The 26,566-nt window shown below is 45.1% G+C and carries 18 protein-coding genes; 7 read left to right on the forward strand and 11 right to left on the reverse strand.

All coding sequences use genetic code 11. The features are described from left to right. Positions 1-75 precede the first annotated feature (75 nt). Complete coding sequence (locus H6H02_RS02415; protein WP_190814331.1) at positions 76-1,665, reverse strand: ADP-ribosylation family protein; 1,590 nt, start codon at positions 1,663-1,665, stop codon at positions 76-78. 484 nt (positions 1,666-2,149) lie between these two features. Further along, complete coding sequence (locus H6H02_RS02420) at positions 2,150-4,036, reverse strand: response regulator (protein WP_190814333.1); 1,887 nt, start codon at positions 4,034-4,036, stop codon at positions 2,150-2,152. Between the two features lie 270 nt (positions 4,037-4,306). Here H6H02_RS02420 and H6H02_RS02425 point away from each other — a divergent pair, with 270 nt between their 5' ends. Next, positions 4,307-9,091 (forward strand): PAS domain S-box protein, encoded by a 4,785-nt coding sequence (locus tag H6H02_RS02425; RefSeq protein WP_190814335.1) that lies wholly within the window; start codon positions 4,307-4,309, stop codon positions 9,089-9,091. A gap of 60 nt (positions 9,092-9,151) precedes the next feature. On the opposite strand, the gene H6H02_RS02430 is transcribed toward H6H02_RS02425, so the two are convergent. Both H6H02_RS02430 and H6H02_RS02435 read right to left on the reverse strand, forming a co-directional pair. Then, a complete protein-coding gene (locus H6H02_RS02430; RefSeq protein WP_190814337.1) occupies positions 9,152-10,978 on the reverse strand; it encodes a PAS domain S-box protein in 1,827 nt (608 codons plus the stop codon). Positions 10,979-11,687: 709 nt separating this feature from the next. After that, positions 11,688-12,389, reverse strand: a complete 702-nt coding sequence (locus H6H02_RS02435) for an iron-containing redox enzyme family protein (protein ID WP_190814339.1) — start codon at positions 12,387-12,389, stop codon at positions 11,688-11,690. Positions 12,390-12,615: 226 nt separating this feature from the next. Here H6H02_RS02435 and H6H02_RS02440 point away from each other — a divergent pair, with 226 nt between their 5' ends. Continuing rightward, positions 12,616-12,834, forward strand: a complete 219-nt coding sequence (locus H6H02_RS02440) for an Hpt domain-containing protein (RefSeq protein WP_190814341.1) — start codon at positions 12,616-12,618, stop codon at positions 12,832-12,834. Between the two features lie 8 nt (positions 12,835-12,842). Here the strand turns inward: H6H02_RS02440 and H6H02_RS02445 are convergent, their stop codons facing one another. From H6H02_RS02445 to H6H02_RS02470, 6 genes are all read right to left on the reverse strand, one after another. After that, the gene (locus tag H6H02_RS02445) at positions 12,843-13,958 is read right to left on the reverse strand and encodes an AI-2E family transporter (protein ID WP_190814343.1); all 1,116 of its coding nucleotides are present in this window, start codon (positions 13,956-13,958) and stop codon (positions 12,843-12,845) included. 369 nt (positions 13,959-14,327) lie between these two features. Beyond that, the gene (locus H6H02_RS02450) at positions 14,328-16,133 is read right to left on the reverse strand and encodes an ATP-binding protein (RefSeq protein WP_242040529.1); all 1,806 of its coding nucleotides are present in this window, start codon (positions 16,131-16,133) and stop codon (positions 14,328-14,330) included. 172 nt (positions 16,134-16,305) lie between these two features. Further along, positions 16,306-17,196, reverse strand: a complete 891-nt coding sequence (locus tag H6H02_RS02455) for a PhnD/SsuA/transferrin family substrate-binding protein (protein WP_190814347.1) — start codon at positions 17,194-17,196, stop codon at positions 16,306-16,308. Between the two features lie 380 nt (positions 17,197-17,576). After that, a complete protein-coding gene (locus H6H02_RS02460; protein ID WP_190814349.1) occupies positions 17,577-17,900 on the reverse strand; it encodes a hypothetical protein in 324 nt (107 codons plus the stop codon). A 228-nt stretch (positions 17,901-18,128) separates the two neighbouring features. Beyond that, positions 18,129-18,566 (reverse strand): DUF4079 family protein, encoded by a 438-nt coding sequence (locus tag H6H02_RS02465; RefSeq protein WP_190814351.1) that lies wholly within the window; start codon positions 18,564-18,566, stop codon positions 18,129-18,131. Positions 18,567-18,882: 316 nt separating this feature from the next. Then, on the reverse strand, positions 18,883-19,278 hold the full coding sequence (locus H6H02_RS02470) for a DUF1830 domain-containing protein (protein WP_190814353.1): 396 nt from the start codon (positions 19,276-19,278) through the stop codon (positions 18,883-18,885). 669 nt (positions 19,279-19,947) lie between these two features. Between H6H02_RS02470 and H6H02_RS02475 the strand changes: the two genes are divergently transcribed. From H6H02_RS02475 to H6H02_RS02495, 5 genes are all read left to right on the forward strand, one after another. Continuing rightward, entirely contained in the window at positions 19,948-21,519 is a 1,572-nt protein-coding gene (locus H6H02_RS02475; RefSeq protein ID WP_190814355.1) for a photosystem II high light acclimation radical SAM protein, read from the forward strand. Positions 21,520-21,610: 91 nt separating this feature from the next. Continuing rightward, a complete protein-coding gene (locus tag H6H02_RS02480; protein WP_190814357.1) occupies positions 21,611-23,023 on the forward strand; it encodes a DICT sensory domain-containing protein in 1,413 nt (470 codons plus the stop codon). 139 nt (positions 23,024-23,162) lie between these two features. Beyond that, complete coding sequence (locus tag H6H02_RS02485; protein WP_190814359.1) at positions 23,163-23,810, forward strand: pentapeptide repeat-containing protein; 648 nt, start codon at positions 23,163-23,165, stop codon at positions 23,808-23,810. Between the two features lie 261 nt (positions 23,811-24,071). Beyond that, complete coding sequence (locus H6H02_RS02490) at positions 24,072-25,265, forward strand: pentapeptide repeat-containing protein (RefSeq protein WP_190814822.1); 1,194 nt, start codon at positions 24,072-24,074, stop codon at positions 25,263-25,265. 303 nt (positions 25,266-25,568) lie between these two features. Next, a complete protein-coding gene (locus H6H02_RS02495) occupies positions 25,569-26,063 on the forward strand; it encodes a hypothetical protein (protein ID WP_190814362.1) in 495 nt (164 codons plus the stop codon). A 4-nt stretch (positions 26,064-26,067) separates the two neighbouring features. Here the strand turns inward: H6H02_RS02495 and H6H02_RS02500 are convergent, their stop codons facing one another. Continuing rightward, entirely contained in the window at positions 26,068-26,283 is a 216-nt protein-coding gene (locus H6H02_RS02500) for an RNA-binding S4 domain-containing protein (protein ID WP_190814364.1), read from the reverse strand. Positions 26,284-26,566 lie beyond the last annotated feature (283 nt).

Raw genomic sequence — 26,566 nt, forward strand, 5'->3', positions numbered from 1 at the left:
TTAAAAGTAGTTAGTCTAGTGAATCCGCCACACCTCGAACCCTGTCTGCGCTGCTTTGTTAATTAATATTTGTCGCTAATAAATATCGACCGACTGGCGCGATCGCTGTTGATAATGGACAGATGCGATCGCAGCCAAAGCATCTCGACCGAGGGCGCGGTAGGCTGTATTCAGCAGTTTAGCAGCAGCCGCTTCTCGTTCCCGATCGCCACCGGAAAACCAGTGCAAGTCACGACCTAACGCCAACGCCTCAGCCGGTTGACCCTCGGCACAAGCTTTTAGTGCTGCTGCAATCCAGTCTTCGACAATTGGCGCATCCTCTAAAATAGCTGTTCTAATTACTTCAAGATCGCGCTGAGGAAAAGTTTCGGTGCTGAAGCCGGGAATTGCGACCCCCGCGCCATCATCAGTCGCAATCCTGAAATCCAGCGGCGGTTGCTTGTAGGCTTTCTCGTACAGACTTCCCATTTCAGGGCGTTCCGCCGTTTCAAACGCCATTACCGCATCGCGGAGTGCTGAGAGTCTAACTCGTTGATGCCGGGAATCGTTGTCGTAGCGGTCATATTCCAACTGAGAGACCGCTTTTTCGATTTGAAAGCGAACCTGTTGAAGTAATGTTTGACAACCGTCATCACAGACAGGAATGCCGTCATTGTTCCAGTAATATTTCACACTCGTGGGAAGTTCTCTGGGATCATCGTACCAAAGACCAAAATGCAGACCATCGCCGCCCCCGTACAGCAAAGTGAGAAACTCTGGCGGATCGCGGTAATAGCGGTAATGCAAGCGATGGTCAAGTTCTAATATAGGTTTTCGCTGCAAACCTTCATGACTGAATAAATCAAACAAACCGCAAGGCGTTGCAATCCATTGCATTTCTTGCCGTTCAATCGGAGTTAAGCTGAGCCAAAAAGCCCAGAATCCAAAAACATGGTCGGGTAAGGTCAAGCCGTGGGTTTGTTGCACTAGCGATCTCACGGGTTCCACCAACGCTTGCGCTTTTTGTTGGGCATCCAGGCGCATCTGCTCGATCGTGGCGGCATCCGGCAGATTTTCCTGACGCCATGCCATATATTCCGCTTTCCAGGAACGTTCATTTGCCGCTTGCCACAGATGCCGCCAGATATCCGTCCAATGACCTGAATCATCAGGGCATTCTTTAATTTGCTGACGCGCTGCTTTGTAGAATTCTTCGTGCCGATAGGAGTTTGGTGTCCAGCGTTCTGTTTCTGTTTCCCAGCGTTGTTTTGCCCATGAAACGCCATGTTCTGCGATCGCTGTAAAAGATGCTTCAAAAGCATTTAGCAAAGTCTGTCGTTCTCCGGCAACTTTCGCCTCAAATTCTTGACGAAATGCTTGGAAAACAGACCATTCGGCAACTAAATCATCCTCTGGTCGATCCAACTGCTTCAGCCACCAATTATCAAATTCCTCCTGAAGCATCTGTTCAATATCTTTTTCAATCTCATCCCGGAAGCGAGGACGCGGATCTTCCCCCAGTAACTCGAATTGCTCTTGATTTAGGGTGATTTCTGCTTTGCGACCCAATATTTCGACTTCAACAACAAGCTTTTCTCCGGGTTGCAACTTGACTACAACACCCTGAAAATCACTAAAGGGACCTGCGGTAATCGCTCCTACGCTTCCTGGTTTGAAATTTTTCATTTCCTCCCTCCTCACGGCATCGCCAAGCGGATGCGGGGTAAGCGCAGCGGTCTTGCAACTAGCACTCCTCGCTTGTCTAAAGTTCTCTTGTCAGGCTCTTAAACCATCTTTATTTTACTGGGATGACTAGCGGCAAATCTCTACTTTTGGGTATCCTTCCGGTAGGCTCAGAAGCACTACTATTGGCTTCTTAGCTGCTGTACAGCCACTGATAAGCAATCGAGAATCAGAAATAAAATTTCACTATTTTATACTTTTTATGATTTTTATTTTAAGTGATATTTTCAGAAAATGTTGAGGATTAGCTCAAATAAAATATAATAGTTTATTGTTTTTTTTATTAAAATAGTTCCCTTTGTGGTTTCCACTATCCTGAAATGAAAAAGCTCGACTAACATAGAGTAACGGGAAACACTGAAGTACAAGCATGATGGTAACGCTTGGTTCGCATCATTTTTGAAATAATTAGCAACTTCCAACTAATTTAAGCGTGACCTAATTCAACAATATTTTCCCACGCTGAAAACATTCGCAGGCAATTTCTACCTTCATGCTTCGCTCTGTAAAGCGCTCGATCGGCTTGATGTAATAAATCTTGAGAATCAACTAAATTAACTGCGCTAGCGATCGCGCCACCGAGACTAATCGTAATGGGTAGCAGCAGATCGTTAGAAATCTTGAAAGGACGATCGGCGATACAAGAGCGCAAACTTTCACCATACTCCAAGCCATTGTGCAAATTCAGTCCCAGTGTGATGCAGACAAACTCTTCACCGCCATAGCGATACAACAGACTGCTAGGGCGTGCATTGGATTGTAGTCGTCCAGCGATCGCTTGCAGCACACAATCTCCCACTGTGTGACCATACGTATCGTTCACCCCCTTAAAATGATCCACATCAATCAGGAATACGCACAAATAACGGTAGCGAGTATTCGCATCGCGGTTGCCGACTTGTCGCAGCATATGAGGCAACGCCTGATCCATTGCCCGCCGATTTAATAAACCCGTTAACTGATCCGTCAGCGACAAAGATTCTAGCAATTCATTACGGGCAGTCAATTGCTGATTCACTTGTCGCAGTGCCTGATTTGCTTCGCTCAATTCTCGCGTTAACCGCTGCAATCGCAATCCAGCTCCCACCCGCGCCCGTAATTCGCTCATATCAATCGGTTTTGGAAGATACTCATCAGCTCCAGTATCTAAACCCTCCACCCGGTCTTTTACATCCCCACGAATCGTCAGCAAAATAAAAAATGCCAAAGATAATTCGGGATCGGATTTGACCTGGCGGCACACTTCCAGTCCATTAATGACTGGCATCATCCAATCGCAAATAATTAGATGAGGATATAGCTCTTTTGCTTTCGCTAATCCCTCTTCCCCATTCGTTGCAACTATGACTTCATGACCTAGAAGTTGGAGCGAGTTTTTGATCACTAACCGAACGCTAGGATCGTCATCAATAATTAAAATTTTTGACAGAGAACGAACTTGCGTACCTCCAGCCCGATCGGCGGCAAGAAGGACTGGAGTTTCACTCTCCAACTTATCCCAGTCAACGATCTCAAAGAAAAAAGATTGGATTTTTTGGAAATGATGTTCTATTTGAAGCACCAAGTCAGTAACCTCTTTAAAGTTTTTTTGCTGACTCTGAAATTCTAATTGATTGGCTAAAAATTTTAATTCATTGACGCCTACATTTGCACTAGCGCCCCGGATTTGATGGGCTTTATGTTCGATTGAGTCAAAATTCTTAGAGAGAGTTGCTGATTTTATCGATAATAAATTGGCTTTTGTGTCTTCCAAAAAAGCTTGTAAAATTTCTTTTCGTAATCTCATATCCCCTAGGGTTATATCGTCCAAGCGATTTAAATCTACCCAGTTATCAATACTTGATTCATCTATATCGTTACTAGAGTAAACCGGAGGAAATCCCTTTGCTAACTCTATAGAGGCAGAGGCGATTTTCTGCTTATTTTTGGTAATATTTTGGCTCCACTTTTCTAACTTAGCTGCCAATTCTTCCTCACTAACCGGCTTAAGTAAATAATCATCCATACCAGCATTTAGGCAGCGTTCCCAATTTGCTTTCATGCCGTTTGCAGTCATTGCAATCACGATTATCTGCCGCGCATCACCTTCTAATTGACGAATTTTTTTTGCGGTTTCATAACCGTCTAGTATCGGCATCTGACAATCGAGGAGGATTAGGTCATAGTTTACTTGCGATCGCATCCATAATGCTTCTTGACCATTGGCAGCAACATTGGCTTCATAACCTAACTTCTTTAACTGTCTTAATACAACCTTTTGGCTCACAAGACTATCTTCAACTAATAGAATTTTTAGGCATTCTTGCTGGGTCATAAAAATGATGAATGATTTTACTATTGACTAAATCAGCAGGGATTTATCGTCTGTATAATAACTTACATTAGCAGGGGATCTGGAAGGTTCCCTCAGTTTCCTGGAATCAGTATTTTTGTGGATAGTAACAAAAAATTCAGGCGATCGCGCTTGGGAAAGCCATCATGAAGCGCTAGATGTCGCGATCGCCCTCGATTTGAATAACTTTACAAATAATGCATTGCTTTGAATACACCTGTAAAAATTAGAATGGCATCCTTCAAGAATTAGATGAAAGCACCTTTCCCGGATAACGAATCCGAACGGATTCAAGCACTACAGCAGTATGAAATCCTCGACACCAAAGCCGAACAGGCATTTGACGATCTGACGCAATTGGCTGCATACATCTGCGGTACGCCAATTGCCCTCGTTAGCTTAGTTGATACGGATCGACAGTGGTTTAAATCAAAAGTTGGCGTCACGGCTGAGCAAACTCCTCGTGACATTGCTTTTTGCGCCCATGCTCTCCTGCAAACCGATCTATTTATTATCCACGATGCATCCACTGACGAGCGGTTTGCCAATAATCCCCTGGTGACTTCCGATCCGAATATCCGGTTTTACGCGGGTACGACTTTGATGACGCCAGAAGGCTTGGCGCTGGGGACATTGTGTGTCATTGATTCCGTACCGCGAGATTTGAATCCCGAACAGCGCTTGGCACTAGAAGCACTCGGTCGGGAGGTGATGATGCAACTGGAGTTGCGGCGGAATAATCGTGAATTGGCACAGGCGATCAAACAGCGCGACAAAGCACAAGAAGAACAGCTGCAATTCTTCGCCCTATCGCTAGATATGCTGTGTATTGCCGGGATGGATGGCTATTTTAAACGTCTAAATCCATCATGGTCAAAGACTCTTGGCTTCACCAATGAGGAACTGCAAAGCCAGCCTTTTATTGAATTTGTCCACCCAGACGACCGGGAAGCAACGATTGCTCAAGCGCAACAACTTTCTATCGGTATAGATACAATTTCTTTTGAAAATCGCTACCGCTGCAAAGACGGCTCTTACCGATGGCTGTTGTGGAAAGCAACGCCCTTATCGGAACAGCAATTAATTTACGCAGTTGCTCATGACATTACCGAGCGCAAGCGTCATGAAGAAGAAATGCGAAACACCCAAAGATTTCTGAACTCGATTGTCGAAAATATTCCCCATATGATTTTCGTCAAAGATGCTAAAGAACTTAATTTCGTCCGTTTTAATAAAGCGGGTCAAGAATTACTTGGTTTTAATCGCCAAGAGTTGCTGGGAAAGAATGGCTATGCTTTGTTTACTAAAGAAGAAGCAGATTTTTTCAATGCCACCGATCGAGAAGTGCTGGCAACTAGAAAAATTGTAGATATTCCAGAAGAACAGATACAAACAAAACATAAAGGTTTAAGAATATTACATACTAAAAAGTTACCAATTTTAGATGCCCAAGGAAAACCGCAGTATTTATTAGGGATTTCTGAAGATATTACCAGTCGCAAGCAGGCGCAGGAGGAGCTGCGAAAAAGTGAAGAATGCTTCCGCTTAGTCGTAGAAGGGGTAAAAGATTATGCAATCTATATGCTCGACCCCAAGGGATATGTGGTGAGCTGGAATGCGGGAGCAGAAAGGATTAAAGGATATCGAGCAGAGGAAATCATCGGTCAGCATTTTTCTTGTTTTTATGAGCCAGGGGAAGATCAACAAGCGATCGCGCAAAATGAATTAGAAAACGCGATCGCTCAAGGGAATAGCGTTGCCGAAGGCTGGCGCGTCCGGAAGGATGGTTCGCGGTTTTGGGCGCACGCGGTCGTGACCCCCTTATATGATGATGCGGGAAATCTGCGCGGCTTCTCCAAAGTGACGCGGGACATTACCGACCGCAAAAAAGCAGAAGAAGCATTAGCGCTGCAAGCCCGTCTGGCTCACTTTTGCGCCGAGGTGGATTCTGCCCTCACACAAAGCGACACCCTGCAAAGCATTTTGCAGCGCTGCACTGAGGCAATGGTGAAGTATTTGGATGCAGCATTTGGTCGGATCTGGACGCTTAACCGGGAAGAGAGGGTGCTGGAGCTAAAAGCTAGTGCCGGGATGTCCGCGCAGGTTGAGGGCTTATATCGCCGCGTTCCGATCGGCACCCTGAAAATCGCCAAAATCGCCCAAACTCGCCAACCCTACCTGACCAATTCTGTCGTAGACGATCCTCAGATTCTGGACAGAGAATGGGCGGTGCGGGAAGGAATGGTCGCCTTTGCTGGATATCCCCTGATTATTGAAGGCTCTGTGATGGGAGTGATGGCAATATTCGCCCGTCAGCCCCTCAATGAATCCGTTCTCCAGTCCCTGGAATTTGCAGGGGACAGGATTGCCCTATGGATGGAACGCAAACAGGCACAAGAGGAATTAAAGCGGCAGAACTTGCGATCGCAATTATTTGCCGAAATCACCCTAAAAATTCGCCAGTCCTTACACCTCGAAGAAATTCTCCAAACCACCGTTACCGAAGTCAGAAAATCTCTCGCGTGCGATCGCGTAGTGATTTATCGTCTGGCAGCCGATAAAACGGGTACAGTCGTCACCGAAAATGTTGTTTCTGGTCTGCCCCCCTTATTGGGGCAAACTTTCAGTGCGGAAATCTTCCCCGAAACTTACCATGAGAGCTACTGCCACGGAAAAATCAGGATCGTGGCTGACGTAGAAAATGCTGAGATTTCCCCTTGTCACCGGGAATTTTTGCAGCATTTGGCAGTCAGGGCAAAATTAGTCATCCCAATCTTGCAGAAAAACGAACTTTGGGGACTGCTGATTGCCCACCAATGTACCTCGCCCCGACAGTGGTCTAGCTTTGAAGTCGAACTGCTGCAACAACTCGCAGACCAAGTCGGCATTGCCCTGGCTCAATCCCAACTCCTAGAAGAAGAAACCCGCCAGCGCCAGGAATTAGAGATCGCCCGTCACCAAGCTGAGTCAGCTTCTCAAGCCAAAAGCGCCTTCTTGGCAAACATGAGCCACGAAATCCGCACCCCCATGAATGCCGTTTTGGGGATGACTGGGCTGCTTTTAGACACTCCCCTGACTACAGAGCAAAAGGATTTTGTTGAAACGATTCGCATTAGTGGAGATGCCCTTCTGTGCTTGATTAACGAGATTTTGGACTTATCCAAACTAGAGGCTGGAGAGATGGATCTTGAAGTTTTAGACTTTGACTTATCTACTTGTGTAGAAGAAGTTTTAGATTTATTAGCTCCCCAAGCTCATGCCAAGGATCTGGAAATTGCTGCCTTGGTCTATCGCAACGTTCCCACCCACCTCCAAGGCGATGTCGGTCGTCTGCGGCAAATTCTCACCAACCTGATTGGCAATGGCATTAAGTTCACCAACGCCGGTGAAATTGTGGTCAGGGCAGAACTACAATCAGAAACCTCCTCAAATTCTCTTGGGAAGGGCGAATCAGAGGACGTAGTAACGATTCGCTTCTCTGTCAGCGATACTGGCATTGGCATCACCCCAGAAAATATGAGCCAATTGTTTCAACCCTTTTCCCAGGTAGACTCCTCCGCCACGCGCCAGTATAGCGGCACCGGCTTGGGACTGGTCATCTGCAAACAGCTCGTCACCTTAATGGGAGGAGAAATTGGCTTTGAGAGCCAACCAGGGAAGGGAAGCAAGTTTTGGTTTACAGTGCCTTTCAACAAGCAAGCGGAACGGATAACACCCGCCATCCAAACTTCTAGCAGTTTAGCGGGGCGGCGTCTGTTGGTAGTGGATGACAATGCCACGAACCGCAAAGTGGTTCGCTCTCAGTCGGCACGCTGGGGGATGCAAGTCGATGAGGCGGATGGTGCTGCCAGCGCTATGAGAGTTTTGCAAGAAGCGCTGGAGTGGGGAATTCCCTACGATGTGGCGGTGATTGATATGCAAATGCCGAACGTTGATGGCATTACTTTGGGCGAGCAAATCAAAGGAAATCCCATGCTGGCGAATTTACCCTTAATTATGCTGACTTCTGCCGATCAGCGAGGGGAGGCACAACGGGCGACGAAGGCAGGATTTGCGGCTCATTTGATTAAGCCAGTCAAGCCATCTCGCTTACTGGATACCATTATCTCCATCTTGGGCAAGCAAGAGGAACAGAGGGAGAGAGGCAAAGAGGTCGAGGAGAAGATTCTTTCACCCCAGCCTTCCCAACCTTCGCAGCCTTCCCAAGTCCCCATTCCCCCTTCCTCCTTCCCGGCTTCCCAAAGCAAGTTGCGAATTTTGCTAGCTGAGGACAATCTGATTAATCAAAAAGTTGCCCTCAAGCAGCTAAGCACTTTGGGGTATGACGCCGATGTTGCTGCGAACGGGAAGGAAGTCGTAGAGCTATTAGAAAAAGTTCCCTATGACTTAGTTCTGATGGACTGTCAGATGCCGATTCTCGACGGTTATGAAGCAACGCGAGAGATTCGGCGGCGACAAACCGAAAGTTCGAGCCGTACCATCGTCATTGCCCTAACCGCTAATGCGATGAAAGAAGACCGCAAACGCTGTCTTGATGCTGGGATGGATGACTATTTGAGTAAGCCAGTATCCAGAGAACAGTTATCTGCGGTAATTGAGCATTGGACGAAAGTCATTTTTCAGGGTGCAGTTGCCAGTAGTGGAAGTGTTGCCACACCGGAAGATGTAGAGACACCAGATGGCGCGTCTTTACAAGATTTGGTGGATTGGGAACATCTGCATCGACTTTCTGAGGGCAGCGCGGAGTTTGAGCTGGAACTGATGCAAATGTTCTTCACAGAAGTTCAAGAGCATCTGGAATTGGTAAAAAGAGCGATCGCTATCAATGATTTTGATAGTCTGGCAAAAGAAGCCCATCACATCAAAGGTGCCAGTGCCAACGTTGGAGTAGAGGGGATGCGAGATAATGCCCAAAAGCTGGAGGAACTCGCCTCTCACTCCCAACTTGAGGGAGTTGTTGACCTGCTATTCGAGTTAGAAACATTGCTTGAGCGTATTAAAGTCTTTGTGAAGGCAAACGTGAAGTTGAATTATTGATTGTTCGCGGTTGCTAGCTTCATAACCATGAACCTAGCAGCTTAGGCACACACGAACAATTTAACTAGGGTATTGAATTGGAATTTCAATCCAAAACTCAGTTCCTTGTCCGGGTTCTGAAAAACACTTCAACACTCCTCTATGTTTTTCAACCACAATTTGATAGCTGATAGCTAGCCCCAAACCTGTGCCTTGACCCACTGGCTTAGTCGTGAAAAAAGGATCAAAAATACGATTTTTCACATCTGCCGTCATTCCAGATCCGTTGTCTTTAATCTGAATCACTACATAGGAAGGATGAGGGATGTTAGCGTAGCGCTGCTTACCACGGGATGGGGAGTCAATGGAAGAATCTGTTTCATCTTTCATGCTTCCATCTTCATCCTTCAAAAAGGTAGAGATGGTAATTATACCAGAATGTTTTCGATTTTTGTTGTAATTATCAACAGCATCAATAGCATTATTGAGGATATTCATAAATACCTGGTTCATCTGTCCAGCATGACACTCAACGTCGGGCATATTGCCATACTCTTTAATAACTTGAATAGCAGAACGACCCTCTTTTTCTCTCAGCCGATTCTGCAAAATTAATAGAGTGCTATCTAACCCTTGGTGAATGTCAACCGCCTTCATGCCCGCTTCATCCAGGCGCGAAAAATTGCGTAGAGATAACACAATTTGGCGAATTCGATCAGTCCCTATTTTCATTGAAGTTAATATTTTTGGTAAATCTTCAACGAGGTAATCAAGGTCGATAGCTTCAATCTCGTCTTGAATCTCAGGGACAGGATGGGGATAGTACTGCTGGTAAAGACTCAGGAGATTTAGTAAATCTTGAGTATATTGATTAGCGTGAACAAGATTGCCATAGATAAAGTTAACTGGATTGTTAACTTCATGGGCTATACCAGCAACCAATTGACCCAAACCAGACATTTTTTCACTTTGAATTAGTTGGGATTGCGTTTGTTGCAGTTTTTGCAAAGTTTGCTCTAGCTGGATTGTTTTTTCTCTTAACTGAGCCTCGGATTTCCGCAGTGATTCCTCTGCTTTTTTGCGATCTGTGATGTCAGTGGAAATGCCACAGACTGCATAAGGAAACCCAGCTCGATCGTACAGAGGAAACTTGAGCGAAACGTAGGTATGTAAGCCGTCTTCATAAAGGACATTTTCTTCCCAGCAAATCTCGGTTTTGGCTGCTAAGACTTTTTGATCGTTCGCCATAACTATCTCAGCCGCTTCTGGGGAAACTATATACGAGTCAGTCTTCCCTTTTATATCTTCTTTCGTGACATTGAATAAATTTTCAAATCGGCGGTTAATCAGAATGTATTTGCTTTCTTTATCCTTGACATAAATTACTGCTGTAGAGTTATCTATGATATCTTGTAGCTGTTTTTCCCTTTCCTGCTGTGTTTCTTCCGCCTGCTTACGCTTGGTAATATCAGTGTTTAAGCCAGCGATACGATAGGGACTACCGCTAGCATTTCTCACCAAACCTCCGCGAGAGAAAACCCATCGATAGGTGCCATCCTTGTGTAATAAGCGGTGTTCTGATTCGTAATAGGCCGTGCTGCCGTCAAAATGAGCTTGAAGGGTGGCTAATACCTGTTCCAAATCATCAGGATGCACCTTTTTTTTCCATTCATCAAAGTTATTTTGCATCTCATCTTCCGTGAAGCCAAGTATATTTTTCCAGCGTGCTGAAAAAAAGATTTCGTTGGTTTCGAGATTCCAGTCCCAGAGTCCATCGTTAGCTCCTAGAACAGCCAGCTCAAAAAGCTCTTGGCTCTGAAGTAATAACTGTTCGCTTTGTTGTAAAATTGGAACTTCACTTTCTACTTTTTTATTGCCAAGCAATAACTCATTTGTTAGATTGGTCATAAATAACTCCAGTTTAGCCTCAATCGTTAATTGCAAACTTGCATCAAGCAAAATATAACTATGTTACTAATTTTTTATTAAAACTTTATTTAGAATACGTAGGGTTTGCGATAAAATCATAGAAAAAACACTTAAATATCTTTGGAAAAAGTTTGACGTTCACAACTTACAATTTACAAAAAAATTGTTTTTGTGAAGGTAATTATTAAAACAAATGACGGCTCAAAGTTTACATTTAATATCATTAATTTACAGCAGTTAGTGGCGACTAAATCAGTAAATTGCTATACACTATCATCCTAAAGTTTGTAGTTTCTAGATATTAGCCTCACATTTTATAGAAACCATCCCATTTTGGCAATGTCGTTGCTATACTCTACAACCTGAATACAAGAAAATAATAGTTTCATTTACCATTTAATTTTTAAATCTGAGTCTCTATTAATCAATATTCCCAAAACTGCTATAGCAATTACTATTTCACTAAAAATCTTTAACATTATATCTATCTGGAAAATACGTTATGACCCTATATGTAGTATATTGACTCGCTAATTGAGCCTAAAAAGACTCTAGATATAGTCTTATCTGCTAATTTCTGCATAAGCCTATCTCATAAAAAACAAGAGGCTGGGTTCGCAACCCAGCCTCTTGTTGTCTCAGTAGTATTACTTAGGTAATACTGAGGTACCAGCTTGGCTAATTAAATTTAAGAAAAAGAAACACTGTAGATGCCATCTAAGAAAGCTACAATCGCACCGCGCATTTCTTGTGCGCCTCGCCATACAGCCTCTAACTTTGGATCGGATTTTGGTATTAAATGAGCGAGTTCAAAAACTTCACTGACATGATCTACTTCAAGTTCCTCGTGCATGGTAATCCAAGTAAGTTTCTCAGGTGCGATCGCATTTTGCCTGCGGACTTCATTTCCCAAGCATTGGTCGATTTGCAACGCGCTAACTTCACTAGCAATAAATGCTCCAACTCCTTCGTAGGGATCTTGAATGAAGAAAAGCTTCTCACCGCGTTGACCAAATTCGCGTCCAGGTGCCAACAGTTCTTCGGTGTAATTTTCCAAACGCCAAGGTTCAAGACCATCAACCAACTGCTGTAGCATCACGCTGTGAATGCGAGAAAAGTTTCCCTCACCCAGTTCTTCATTCAACTGTTTGGCAACGATACTCCGCATCCGGTTATCATCTATCCGAGCTGCTAAGCTGGCAAGCCAACGCACAAAATTTTTGGATACTCCCCCTTGTACATTCATATTCATGGTGAAGATCCAAATAGCAGTAAGATTAACTGGCTCTTGCCTTAGCCGTTGGAAAAGAGGGTGTTCGGCAAGGGACTGCTGTTCGTAAAGGCGGACAATTTCGTTTGCTGGTGATAAGGAAAGCTCTTGGGTTGGCATTGTTTAACCTAATTAAATCCAGAAATTGGCAACAATCAAACTTCAAGAAGGCTAAATGAAAGTTTTCGCACGGTGCCTTAAACTCGATAGCTTTATATTGACCGTCTCCTTAATAATTGCTTCATTTTAGGTTTATGACATCGGCAAACTCACTATCAGTAGATTTACGGAGCGCTGTTTTCTTCATTGAATTTCTGAGGGCAGTGCCGAGTTTGAGCTGGAATTGGTGAAAAGAGCGATCGCTATCAATGATTTTGATAGCCTTGCAAAAGAAGCCCATCATATTAAAGGTGCCAGTGCCAACGTCGGAGTAGAGGGGATGCAATACAATGCCCAAAAGCTGGAGGAAATGTCCTCCCACCAACAACTTGAGGGAGGGATTGAGATAGTATCCGCATTAGAAACATCCCTCAGCCGGATTCAAGCTTGGCTGAAGGAAATTTAAGGATATTGCTAATTGGTAGTAATTCCCTTCTGCTTCTCTACTTCTATGACGACTTCCTTGGCAAAGGGGTTATGAAAAAACGATCCGGTTTGGGGTGGCAGTATAGGATCGAGAACAATTTCGGCAAGACTTTTTCCCACACCTGTTAAGGGAATTGCCAGAATCACCCCTAACAATCCTCCCAATTTCGCTCCGAGGAGGAGAGAGACGAAGATAATAACTGGCGATAGACCTGTCAAATTGCCCATAATTCGGGGGGCGACCAAATTATCTTTGATCTGCTGAAGTGCGATCGCTACGGCTAAGACTTGCAGCGCCTGAAACCAATTGATAAACGCGACCACAATCACAACTGTGGCGATTCCTAAAGTTGCTCCGATAAAGGGAATGATTTCCATCAACCCAATAAAAACCGCAAATACCAGGAAAAATGGCACGTGTAATGCCCAAAATGCGAGGGAAAGAGTAGCCGCCATAAACACACCCAATAACACCTGACCCGACACAAATCGCTGCAAATTTCGTTGCAGTGATTCTGTCAAACCGTCTTTAATTTTGGGTGAGAAAATACTCGTCAGCCCCCGCCAAACTCGCTCACCATCAATGAGCATATAAAACGAAATGACGAGAATCAGAATTAAGTCAAAAAACCAGTTAAAGGTGCCTAATACTAAGCCAAAACCTCTGGTAGCGATCGCTTGGGCTTGCGCTTGGACTCGTGCCAACAACTCAGAAGCCAAAATTCGCACATCAAACGGCAAATTGTGTTCGGCACTCCAAGCTTGGAAGGCAGCTAATTGCTGTTGTCCAGACTCCAGCAGCGAAGGCAAATTTGTCACCAATTGCCGCCCCTGATTAAACACTGGCGGCACTACAGTCAGGGCAATGAGTACCAGCGTTAAGGCGGCTATCAAATAAACTAAGATTGCTGCCAGACTCCGGGGCAAGAAAGTTTGCAAAACGGCAACCGCATAGTTGAGAAAAAAGGCAATCAGTCCAGCGGTGAGCAAAATGCTAATCAACTCACCCACATATCTCAGAGCCAAAATCGTCACCCAACCGCTTGTCAGAACGAGCAGCCAAGTGATTAGAAACTGTTGGAGGGGTGAAAAGGCACGATTCATCTTTGCTCTATCTCAACGGGGGAGAGTAGGTAATAGGACTCTTGCTAAAATACCCCAGAAAAAACTTATCTTTCAAGACAGCAGCTTATTTTTAGGAGCTAGTAGGGATAGTGTTGGCAAAAAAAACAAATAATTTAATATCTAGTTGCTAGGCAACGATAGATAAGATGGGGTTAGCGAGTGAAATCTTATACCATTTTGTTTTTCTCTGCAACAGATAAACCTTCTGCCTTCTTTTTTGTAGCGTTAGCGAAGCGGTACGCTCTTCACAGCGCCGAGCTAGGGGGATGATTTATGTAGTGCTTTCAAAACTCAAATGCTATTAACTAAGCGGCTTGGCGTCGCAGCTAGCAGTCTTAAGAGCTAATGCTAGTTGTGAGTTTTTATCGGCAACGCGATCGCAAACTCTGTTCCTTGCCCAAACTCCGAAATCACGTCAATTTTTCCCTTGTGCTTTTCAACGATTTGGTAGCAGATAGAGAGTCCTAAGCCAGTGCCTTTACCTACTGGCTTTGTTGTGAAGAAGGGATTAAACAGCTTGTCTTTAATTTCTAAAGGAATTCCAAAACCATTATCTCGAATTCTTACTCGAATATAGTTAGAGTTGAGCCGTTCCGTGTGAATCAGAATCTGCGAGTTTTTGGTGGTTATATTTTGATTTTGAATGAGAAATCCCTTGTTTATCGCTTCCGCTTCTTCCTGCTTCTCATTTTTGCTCTTGGTCTCTTCCAAAGCATCAATTGCATTACTGATAATATTCATAAATACTTGGTTGAGTTGAGCTGGGTAACACTCAACGAGAGGCAAATCTTCATACTCTTTGATTACCTCAATTCCCTGCTTAAGACGGTGATTGAGAATCAACAACGTGTTTTCTATCCCTTCATGGATATCGACTGGTTTCATCTCAGATTCATCCAGCCGGGAGAAGTTTCGCAAAGACAAAACAATTTGCCGGATACGTTCAGTGCCCATCTTCATAGAAGACAAGATTTTGCTAAAATCTTCCGTAAGGAAGTCCAAGTCAATTGCTTCTATCTCGTGTTGAAGAAGAGGGGTAGGGTGAGGGTACTGCTGCCGATAGAGATGTACTAAATTAAGCAGTTCTTGCGTATAAACGTTCGCGTGTTCTAGATTACCGTAGATGAAATTGATGGGGTTATTAATTTCATGAGCGATACCTGCAACTAGCTCTCCCAAACTGGACATTTTTTCAGTTTGAATGAGTTGAGATTGGGTTTGTTGGAGTTCTTGGAGCGCTTGAGTCAGTTCCTCGGTTCGTTGTTCTACTCGCTCCTCTAGTGTCTGACGAGCTAACTCTAGTTCGTGAGTATATTCTCCTACCCACTGTACCAGGCAATTTAGAGAGGTTGCTAATGACCCTACTTCATCCTCAGTGGTAACTGGACTGCGGAGGTCAAAGTTAGATTCTTGAGTGATGGCTCTGGCAACTTGAGTGACTGCTTCGAGGGGACGAGCGATCGCACGAGCCGTAATAATCGCCAACGCCACCGCGATCGCCACTGACAGCATCATACTCCCAACAATAATTTGCAACCTTAGTGTCTCGGCTTGCCTAAGCTTGTTTTTTGCTTCTATCTGTTGAGATTCTGCTGTCTCTTCCAGCCTAGTTAAACTCTCTGCTAATCGGTCAAAACTAACAATGATATTAGTAGCTGTTGTGCTTGTGATAGAATTCAAGAACTTTTGCTGCGCTACCGAAATTTCTTCGGTTTTCAAGTTAGCTGGATCGATTTGCCGCCAGAGCAACTTAATTAGCTGAGTGTATGATTCGATATTGGTTTTATAACCCTTCAATAAAGCCTTTAAATCTGTAGGTTTTGCGGCTAAACTATCGGGGTAGCTGTCTATAAAAGAGTGGAACTCTGATAATATTGTCTCGCTCCGATTAACACTTGTAAAAAACTTAGCAGTTTCGTAGTCAAACCAAATTGGTTCTCCTAGTACAGTAACCAACCGCTGTGGGTGCGCTCGCAGTTCGCCAACAGCATTTTCTAAGTCACTAAGGAGATTTTGCTGCTTCTCGGCAATTATTAACTGCTTTTGAGCCTTCTTTTCGTAATAGTCTCCACTAATTAGACCAATCGTTGTTCCTAAAACCGCGATGCCGATAGCCAAGGAATAACCGTAACCAATTTTTTTGGCTATACTCAAACGTGAAATGAAGCATCCTACCCAGTTTGTAGAAAATTTCAAGGTGTTCCCTTGGTTATCTAAGTTAGGCTTATCTGCAACCCCCATGTCTTTTGAGACTCATTGAGGAAAGTCTAGAGGTTTAAAAAAATAAGAAATATATTCCAACAATAGTCAAATTAAGTGATTAAATCTATTGAACAAAACTACCTTGCCCAATGGCTTTATAGACCTCGCGAATCATATTGTAATCAGCATCATTCGCCGGAACTATCTGAGAGCCTTTGTACTTACCTTCCTCGACGGATAAAAGACTTTGAATCAGTTTATCCTGATTTTTAATTGCGCGATCGCTCATCTCTTTAACGAATTCAGGAGCGAGCTTACTACTGGCAACAAATAAGTCATGGGGGAGAAGTGGCCCTTTCACGATTAGCGGTAACTCACTTTCAGATAAACCTTCATCTTGAAGGAATTTCTCATACTTAACAGTAGACCCTCCCCAAGCATCAACCTCACCTTTCTTCAAGGCAGGTAGTCCCTGACTTCCTAACATGAGGATTTTTAGGTCAGATTTAGGATCTAATCCAGCATCAATCAAAAACTTGGTGGGACCCAGATAACCGCTGGTTGAGCCTAACTGCCACATGGCAATTTTTTTACCTTTTAACTGTGCTACTGACTCGATCTTGCTGTTAGCAGAGACACAGATAGCGGCATGGTAGTTTGGTCGAGTGATGCCGATGACAGGAACTGCATTTGTCCTGGCACGCATGATTACATATTCCGAAGGGCCTGTGAGAACAAGATCCAGCTGATCTGACTGTAAGGCGGCGGCAGCGGCGATGTATGTTTCAACGGGGACAAACTCAAGTTTCGTTTCCAGTACCTCCTCTAGTGCCATCCGCAATCCCCCATAATTACGCTGCAACTCTTCAAGGCTCGGAATATCGGTTACTGTAAATCGGAGCTTTTCAGGGAAATTTCTGGCATTTGAAGGCGAATCTCTATCATTAGGGTTACTTGCTGCGGTACAGCTTGTGATTAATATTAGGGAATACCAAAGAAAATGCCGTCGTCGCATATTTTTTGCCAACAAACAAATAGAAATAATTCTAACTAATTAAAATTAGATTTTAGTTAAGAATAGGTCGTAAGCTATTTAACTCTAATCGTAGAATAAAAAATTAACTTTAAAAGTCTTATAAAAAGGTTTGTCGTTATTAAAGTTGCAGGCATGGGCAGCTTATTTTCCCGCAGAACGCGAGATTAGAGCCGCCCATATTTCTATAAGTATTAACCTTAGCGATAGCGAAGCGCCGACCTGTCTGTTCGCGCTTGTCTTACTGACATAGGCGAACGATACGACCTTATGGCGATAGGAATGCGATCGCTTACACGAACCTCTTGTAGCGACTCCATCGTCACGTTATATTCCTTTCCAATCGAATTTCTAAAAACCGATTACCACAGCGCCTGCACTGGCTCTTCTTCGGGTGGTAGGTCTACCTGCGATGGGGTATTCGGAATGCTGCGGGTTGCAGGTTGTTGTTGCTGTTGCGTTACTGTAGGGGTTGTTGCCGTAGGGGTTACGGTTGGAACTGGGCTAACCGTAGTGGTCGGCGTCGGAGAGGGCGATGGGGTTGTAGTTTGACTACCCGCCGGAACCGCCGGAACCACTTGACCCGCACTCTGATCGCCGAGGGGGAAGCGCACGCCCACTATACCGCCTAAAAAAATAGCAAGAGCTACTACAAAAATCACGCCGGGGATTATTTGATCGCGCATCGCTTAGGGGTGAAGGCTTAGTTTAGTTCATCTTATCCCAGTCAAAAACCTTGAGCTGTTTGCTCAAGGTAATAACTTTGTGTATTTTCACGAATTTTCTATCAATGCAACTCACCCCACCGACGGACTTCTCAGCAAGTTGACCTGAAAAAGTAGAGGCGGGGAAAACTCCCTCTACTCGCAGGTTTCTTTAGGAGAAAAATTTTCATCCAGCTAGGAACGTCAAATCTAAGGTAAATACTTTTGCACCACGCTCCAGCCGGTTAGGGAAACCCAAGCTAATCCCACGAATAGCACCAGATTGGTTGCAATATGAACCGAACGCGCCCAAGCTCGGTTGGGATTAATGAGAATGGCACTTCCCGCTGAGAGCAACACTAATACCACCACCGCCCAACCGGCAATCCAGTGCGCCGAGTGAGCGAGACTGCCATAATGACCTAACGTGCCGACAATCCCAATAGCTAGTAGCAGCAAGACGAGAGCCACCAGAATTGCGCCCGTGGCGTAGTGAAAAGGACGCAACCATCGCGGTTGCGAACTTCTTTGCTGACGAGCCGCAAACATCCAACTGCCGCTGACTCCCAGTAATAGGTAGGCTAACAGCGACAAGCCCATCGACCAAGCAGCAATTTTCCAGAGCCAGAGAAAGGAGGGTAGATTCACTCGTTACTTCTTTACATTCAGCTACAGCAGCATCTACTTTTCATCTTAAGCTGTTCGCTTGGTGCAATAGCAATCCTGTTTTAGTGGTGAGATACCAGCCTTTCAGATTCCCGACTTCGGAAGAGTTGTCGAGAATCTCGCTTTCACGAATTATTTAGGACTGCTAGATCACTGAGAAAAAAAGAATTTGTCTGTCTACGTATACGAGAATTTGCCAGTGAATTTCCCTAAAAACTAATCGCTAATCGCTGAAAATCCTATAAAAAAGAGCTGTCGCTCTTGACAACCCTGAAATTACTGAATTTTTCCAGCAAAACTAGCTAACATAAGCGGTTGTTAAAGTTTCTACGGTTTCTAAATTTCTCTTTTTCTGGATTTCAATCTTCCGGGTGTTATCGTTTATTTCCTTTTTTTCCTCATCGTGTAGGTCGATTGTATTTAACTCGGAATCATTGCCTTCACTGATACACAGGCGATCGCAGGGAATTGTATCTGAGAGAATGGCACTTGCCATCATCCCTGTATGAATTTCCAGATTCGCTTCGGACATTGCTTCAAACACTAAGCGTTGTCCTGGAAAGACAACGCGCTCAAAGTACCAGTTCGGAACATTAGAGATCCGAGCAATTTGAATGTGGCTTGTAGCATTAACGTAGCAGCAAAGAATGCGATCGCTGTTACCAGAAGGGAGAGGATCGAGTATTTGAGCCATAACTGCTGAGGAGCTTTGCGCCACTGCCTAGGATTACCATAACTAAGCTAACATTCAGCGATCCCGGCTTGTTGTAAACACGAATACCAACTGAATATTCTCGTGAGATATCTCCCCAAAGTTAGACGAAAAAATTCCCATTTTAGTGACTTTCGCTACTGACGATTGTAACGGCAATTTTCCGTGCTTAAGCTTCCGACTCGCACCATGCCTCCCGGTCAAAATACCTCCCTCACGTCTCATGCCAGCATTGCCAGATGAAAATGCAAGTGAAGCAAAGATTTCTCCAGGATAAACAATGAATTCGTGCTTAATTTCGACTTGTCGCCGAGAACCGGCTGCCGCTGGAGATCGATTTTTGCAGTGTTGGGCTTTCTTTTTTGGCTTCAGAACCAAAATTAGGGCGAGACTGAGGAGAGTCAATGTTATCGTAAAGTTATATAAAGACCTTTCAGAATCATCTCATTTATAGACACAGAGGTGCTGTTGTCGCCAGTAATGCCTGCGGATCAATGGCGGATTCACATCTAGTCGCTATCTAGTCGCTAAAGATACTTAAATATGGCTCAAATCCTGAGAGCAAGTCTTAGCCAGAATAATTTTTGACAAAGCGATCGCATTTGTCGCTTTCGATCTCAGTGGTAGTAAATTTAGATACAAAAAACCACGATGAATAATCGAATTCTCTATGTCCGCCTCCCCTGCAACCCGATTTTCCCCATCGGAGTGGTTTACTTATCGGATCACGTACACAAGCAATTCCCAGAAGTCGAACAGCGGATATTTGACTTAGGAACCGTGCCGCCCCTAGATTTCACGGGGGCGTTGGATACGTGTGTCGATGAATTCAAACCCACACTCCTGGTATTTTCCTGGCGCGATATTCAGATTTATGCGCCCGTGGGAGGTAGAGGTGGCAACCCACTCCAGCACGCCTTTGAGTTTTACTACGCCAAAAATCCGCTGCTGAAATTGCGTGGGGCACTGGGAGGGCTGCGCGTCACCACGGCATACTACACCGAACTGTGGCGCAACTTGGGGTTAATCAAACGAGGACTCAAACGCGCTCAAAAATATCATCCAGAAGCCAAAGCCGTTGTCGGTGGCGGTGCTGTGAGCGTATTTTACGAACAGCTAGGTAAGAGCCTGCCATCCGGGACAGTGGTTTCCGTGGGTGAAGGCGAAGCGCTGCTAGAGAAAATGCTGCGAGGGCAAGATTTTCGGGATGAACGATGCTATGTGGTGGGGGAGACAACGCCACGCGATCGCATGATCCACGAACCTCCCACGAATATCGAAAAAACCGCTTGCAATTACGACTACATCGAATCTATTTGGCCTGAGTTTCAATATTATCTGCAAGACGAAGATTTCTATGTTGGCGTGCAAACAAAACGGGGTTGTCCCCACAACTGTTGTTACTGCATTTATACAGTGATTGAAGGCAAGCAGGTACGGATTAACCCAGCCGATGAAGTTGTCGCAGAGATGCAACAACTTTATGACCGAGGGATTCGTAACTTCTGGTTTACCGATGCTCAGTTTATCCCAGCTCGGAAATTTATCGATGACGCCATTGAGCTATTGCAGAAAATCCTCGATGCTGGGATGAAAGATATCCACTGGGCAGCTTATATTCGGGCAGACAATTTAACGCCTGAGTTATGCGACTTGATGGCAAAAACTGGCATGAACTACTTTGAAATTGGCATCACCAGTGGTTCTCAAGAACTTGTGCGGAAGATGCGGATGGGCTATAACCTGCGGACAGTCTTAGAAAATTGCCGCGACTTAAAAGCAGCAGGCTTCAACGACTTAGTTTCTGTCAATTACTCATTTAATGTAATAGACGAAACCCATGAAACGATTCGCCAAACGATTGCCTATCACCGGGAACTAGAGCGAATATTTGGTGCAGATAAAGTCGAACCGGCAATCTTCTTTATCGGCTTACAACCCCATACCCATTTAGAAGAATATGCTTTTGATAAAAATATCCTGAAACCTGGATACAATCCCATGAGCATTATGCCGTGGACAGCCAAAAAATTACTTTGGAATCCAGAACCCCTCGGCTCATTCTTTGGGGAAGTTTGCCTGCAAGCATGGCAGCAAAACCCCAACGATTTCGGGCGAGAAGTGATGAAAATTCTAGAGGAAAAACTTGGTTGTGCCGACTTAGAAGAAGCCCTGGCGGCACCGATTCAGCTCAAAGAAAAACACCTAGCTACGGTATCTTAGCTTCATAAATTGCTAAGTAGAGATTGCTTACCCTAGCCTGCATTTCTCTTCTTCCCTTGTTCTTTGCGGTTCATTTAATAAAACCAAAATCATGTTAGAAGGCTCCATTCTGCAACAGCTAGAAGTTGCTCATCGATCGAGTAAAAGACCGATTCGATTTGGGGTGTACTACAAAAACACCCTTGTTGCCCTGTGCCATGCCCTAGAAGACCACATCTTAACTGAGGACAGTTCCCCCTTGACCATTGCCGCTTTTCAAAGAGGCAAATGGTATCTGCAAGAAGCCGATCGCTATGGAGAGATCGCGCAGAAAGCAGGTCAGATCGCGATTATGGCGGCGTCAGATTCGGGGTTTACCGAACACCCAACTAGCCAACGCCCAAACGTGGACTTAGTGGGATTAGATCCCTCCGATCCAGTTGCACAAGAGTGGCACTTAATCATCTTTTCGCCGACATACACAGCGATGGTGCTGTGTCAAGAGCTTTCGGAAGAAGATTATGGTGCAGCAGGACTACCCGCCTCAGATTTGGAGCGCAAGTTCTATGGACTGTGGACATTTGAGCCAGAGTTAGTGAAAGAGACAGTGGATTTAGCGATCGCTCATATTGGTCGCTACAACCCGGAACTAGAGAAAAAACTCATCGCCTGCAAGGAGTCAATGCAGCCCTCCTTAGGAAGACCTCATAATCTGGGTGCAGTAGTGTCTTCCGTGGTGGAATATCTCCAGCATGGACAAGAAGATATATCAACCGGCACAAATCTAGACATCCCTGTCGGATCTCGCCAACAAGCGCTGGATCGAAACTTAGTTTCCAACGAAATCCAGGCATTCTTGCGGATGGCGCAGCTGATGGATATGGCAGATGTCACGAATCCATTGGCAGCAGCAGAAGTAGTAGCGTTCTCCGAAATGATCGGGCAACTGCTCGATTTACCCGCTTGGCAGATGAAACGCCTGCGCCTTGCGGGGTTGTTGCACCGCATCGATCCGTTGCAGGGGGCGGAAAGTGTATTGGCTGCGGCTAAGTCGAGTCGCTACGACGAGGAGGCACCGAGTTGTGCGCTGACTTGTCCGTTAGTGCCGGGAGCGCAAGTATTGAGAAGAATGTCACAACTGCGGGCAGTTGCCCAAATCGTCACTCACCAAACCGAGTGGTGGAACGGAACGGGTGAGCCAGCCGGGTTAGCGGGTGATGAAATTCCCTTGGAATCGAGAATTTTGGAATTAGTCTCAGACTTTCAGTGGCGACTGGCGCAAGCGAGAAATGCCAATCCCGACAGCGAAGAGAATTTATCCAAAGCTTTAGAAGAGTGTCGGCAACAACAGGGCGATCGCTTCGATCCCAAATTGGTTGAAACGCTATCACTCCTTGTCATGGGGATGCAACAGGGTTTGACTCTACCTGTCACGCCAACCAAAGTGACAGGGGGAATGTGGCTCTTGGATGCAAATCTCTATGCCGGTACAGCAGCGCAACCTTCCTTAACGGGCAATGGGTAATGAAAGGGATGAGTTATGAGTTTTGAGTGAAAAGAGAGCTTTTTAATGCCATACTCAGACGCGATAACCGCAAGCCTTTTACAACTTAAAACTTTTTTCCTCATTAACAATCCTTCAATTAGCAATTAGCAATTAGCAAATGGACATTGAAGCAATTCGCTCCGGCAAACTCAAGCAACTGCCAGGTACAGATTTAGAAGACGAAGATTTTTCAGGAGTAGATTTGCGAGGTATCAATCTCGCCGGTGCCAACCTCGTCGGCACAAATTTTAGTGGCTCCAACTTGGAACGCGCCCGTCTTGATGGTGCAAATTTAATCGAAGCGCAACTCGTAGGCGCTGACTTGCGGGCAAACCTGCTGGGCGCTAACTTGATGCAAGCTGACTTATGCGGTGCTGACTTGCGCGGGGCAAATTTGCGAGGCGCTAACTTAATGGGCACCAAGCTTACCCAAGCATCTTTTGCCGGTGCCTTCTTGAGCGGTGCCAACTTGATGAGTGTCAACTTGCAAGGCGTGGATTTGCGGAGCGCTGACTTGCGGGGTGTAAACTTGAGCGGTGCCAATCTGCAAGGTGCAGACTTAAGCCAAGCGGATTTACGTGGCGCTTTGCTGAGTGAAGCAAATCTAGAAGAAGCAGACTTAAGGGGTGCAAATCTTGCCGGGGCAAATTTGACTGGAGCAAATTTACTCTGTGCTGAGTTAGATAGTGTTAACTTGACTGGCGTGACTTTGGATCGCGCTTGTTTGACTGGAACCTGTGCGGAAAAAATGGCTTCAAAAGCCTGAGAAAATCTCTGCGGCTAGCGGTTCTCAGTGGACTCAAAAAAACCTAACCCTCGCCCCTTCCCACCTCTCCCTAACCCTCTCCTACAAGGAGAGGGAAGCCGAATAAATGTTTTCTACGGGGAAGGGGAGCAAGTTCGTCTCCAGCCAAAAAAATTTATTCCTTGTCCCTCCCTTGTCGGGGAGGATTCGGGAGTGAAGACGATGCCGGGGAGTAAAAAGTTTGAGCCTCGAAAAGCTTAACTTCATCTGTACATTACGGTGATGATCGACGAAGCGAACCGACTACTAAAACAAGGAATTGAGCAATATCAGACGTATGTAGAAACCAAGGTTCTTGCATCTCTACAAGCGGCAATGCAGTCTTGGCAACAGGCACTCAGTCTTTGTCGAGACAGCGAGGATAGTAGGGTTGAGGGAGCCGCTTTAGGCAATTTAGGGGCTGCGTATAAGGCTTTAGGAGATTTACCCCAGGCGATCGCATTCTATCAACAGCATTTAGCGATCGCTCAACGTATCCAAGACAAGCGCGGCGAGGGAAATGCGCTCTCGAATCTGGGAAATGCTTACTACATTCTTGGTGAGGATGCAAAAGCCATAGAGTACCAGCAACAGCGATTAGCGATTGTACGAGAACTCCAAGATCGTTCAGGTGAGATGCAAGCGCTCTCAAATTTAGGGGCAGCTTATCATTCTTTGGAAGAATATATAAAAGCGATTCTCTGCTTTCACCAGGCAAAAGCGATCGCAATAGAATTACAAGACGTTCGCGGGGAAGGACAGGCGCTTAAGAATCTCCGATTTGCTTATATTGCCCTCGCAGACTTGCAAGCGGCTCGCGATTATCAGCAGCAGTATCTGACAATAATAAGGGAACTTTTGGCAGCAGCCAAAGCAGATGACTTCATCAGCAGCGCGAAGATGCTGGGCATTAATCCCTCAGAGGATTTTGCTGAAGCCGACTTGAGCGGTGTTAACCTCCGCAGCGCCAACCTCCGCAATGCTGACCTCAATCATACCAATCTCAGCAATGCCGATCTCACCTTTGCCGACTTGAGCCGTGCCAATTTAAGCAGTGCCAACCTCTCCCATGCCTGCCTTTGTAATGCCAATCTGCGCGATGCTCATCTGTTGCACGCGAACCTTACTCAAGCAGATTTGCGGACTAAAATGCCCCGTGCTAATTTAACCAATGCCAACCTTAGCGGTGCAAATTTAACCAGTGCTTACCTTCCCAATGCCAACTTGACGAACGCCTCCCTGACGGCTGCCAATCTCAGCGATGCTGATTTAAGCGGTGCTAACTTAAGTGGCGCAAATCTCAAAGATGCTGAGCTTAAGCGTGCCGAGCTCAAGGGTGCAAATGTGGAGAATGCTTTGTTTGAAGGGGTTTTGGGGCTTTCTGAGGCAATGAAGCTCGATCTCAAGCAGCGAGGGGCAATTTTTGAGGAGGGCTAGCGATCGCTCCTACGCCAGCATCACCACTCCAGCTATTAAATCTGCCATTAACCGTAGCATTTTCAGCCACTGTAAACCCATCAAACTTTCCTAAACCTCTATTTCAGCAACAACGATAAGATTAAACTTCTGTCTATCTAACAATCCTTTTTCCGCATAAATATTAAAATTTTCTAGTCTTATTTTTTTTACATAAGTTATCTAGATTTAATCAGAAATCACTCCAGCGATTAAACTACCAATATTTGCTTGTTATTATAATTTACAGAAAGCTTTAATTTATTTTTCAGAATTTTTAAGCGGATGTTTCATTCAATAAATCCAGACAACAATTTTAGGTTGGACGGCGTTTACACTTGTCCAGTTTGTCGGCACGGTGAGATTGCAGCCATGCCGTTAATGGAGGCATTTGCTTGTAACTTTTGCAATCATATTTTCACTGCCGATCCCATTCAACAGTCCGTGAAAATGGCAGATAGCGCATCACCAATAACGTGGCGCTGGAATGGTCGAACTTGGCGAGGTGCCCATCGTAAGGGAAATGAGTTGGGTTGGGGTGTTGGGTTGGCAGCAGTTGCTTTAATCTTATTACCGACTACCCTTGTTGCCTTGTCTACCTACTTTTTTCCCCCAATACCGGGTACTCCCTTATCTTGGGTTCCGACTCTTTGGATTGGGTTAACCTTTTTCGCTCATCTTGCTTTTGTCGTCGATGTTGTTGTTGAGTATTATCAATTCCCAGTCTTTGCTTACGTCAACGCAATCCGACGACATCTGTTAAAAGGAACAAATTTCTAAATCCCTAGGACTCGATATTATTCAACTCAACCTCAACAGTGCGTTTTCCCACCGTTACGCGATCGCCTGAGACTAACTGTCGTCCTCGCCGGGTTTCTAGGGTGCCGTTGACTAAAACAAAACCCTGTTGAATCAAAAGCTTAGCTTGACCACCCGTCTGCGCCATCCCGACCCACTTTAAAAACTGATGGAGCTTAATTGTGTTGCCACTTACCGCCATAAGAAGTGTTGCACTCCAACGTAACCGTATTATGCTAATGGCTAATATATCAATCCTAATTGATATGGGAATAACAGTTTTTGGGTAAGTGGTAAAAAGTTTTAAGTTGGAAAAGACTTGCAGCGATCGCGTTAGCGAAGCGAGGCGTTAGCCTAGCGCTGACTTGTCAGTTCGCGTCTGAGTTTTGAATTGAAGAACCCTCTTCTCGCCTCAAAACCCAACCGAGGGCTACAGATTTACCACAACCAAAAATTTCAGCAGTTGCGCCAAACTACATTAACCA

Origin of the sequence: Coleofasciculus sp. FACHB-1120 (genome assembly GCF_014698845.1) — a bacterium.
Taxonomy (GTDB): Bacteria; Cyanobacteriota; Cyanobacteriia; order Cyanobacteriales; family FACHB-T130; genus FACHB-T130.

Coding starts and splice junctions, on each gene's coding strand:
- H6H02_RS02485 (WP_190814359.1), top strand. CDS start 23,163: ATGGACATTGAAGCAATTCGCTCCGGCAAACTCAAGCAACTGCCAGGT.
- H6H02_RS02430 (WP_190814337.1), bottom strand. CDS start 10,978: ATGACCAATCTAACAAATGAGTTATTGCTTGGCAATAAAAAAGTAGAA.
- H6H02_RS02425 (WP_190814335.1), top strand. CDS start 4,307: ATGAAAGCACCTTTCCCGGATAACGAATCCGAACGGATTCAAGCACTA.
- H6H02_RS02480 (WP_190814357.1), top strand. CDS start 21,611: ATGTTAGAAGGCTCCATTCTGCAACAGCTAGAAGTTGCTCATCGATCG.
- H6H02_RS02415 (WP_190814331.1), bottom strand. CDS start 1,665: ATGAAAAATTTCAAACCAGGAAGCGTAGGAGCGATTACCGCAGGTCCC.
- H6H02_RS02420 (WP_190814333.1), bottom strand. CDS start 4,036: ATGACCCAGCAAGAATGCCTAAAAATTCTATTAGTTGAAGATAGTCTT.
- H6H02_RS02500 (WP_190814364.1), bottom strand. CDS start 26,283: ATGGCGGTAAGTGGCAACACAATTAAGCTCCATCAGTTTTTAAAGTGG.
- H6H02_RS02470 (WP_190814353.1), bottom strand. CDS start 19,278: ATGGCTCAAATACTCGATCCTCTCCCTTCTGGTAACAGCGATCGCATT.
- H6H02_RS02435 (WP_190814339.1), bottom strand. CDS start 12,389: ATGCCAACCCAAGAGCTTTCCTTATCACCAGCAAACGAAATTGTCCGC.
- H6H02_RS02475 (WP_190814355.1), top strand. CDS start 19,948: ATGAATAATCGAATTCTCTATGTCCGCCTCCCCTGCAACCCGATTTTC.
- H6H02_RS02490 (WP_190814822.1), top strand. CDS start 24,072: ATGATCGACGAAGCGAACCGACTACTAAAACAAGGAATTGAGCAATAT.
- H6H02_RS02460 (WP_190814349.1), bottom strand. CDS start 17,900: ATGCGCGATCAAATAATCCCCGGCGTGATTTTTGTAGTAGCTCTTGCT.
- H6H02_RS02495 (WP_190814362.1), top strand. CDS start 25,569: ATGTTTCATTCAATAAATCCAGACAACAATTTTAGGTTGGACGGCGTT.
- H6H02_RS02455 (WP_190814347.1), bottom strand. CDS start 17,196: ATGCGACGACGGCATTTTCTTTGGTATTCCCTAATATTAATCACAAGC.
- H6H02_RS02445 (WP_190814343.1), bottom strand. CDS start 13,958: ATGAATCGTGCCTTTTCACCCCTCCAACAGTTTCTAATCACTTGGCTG.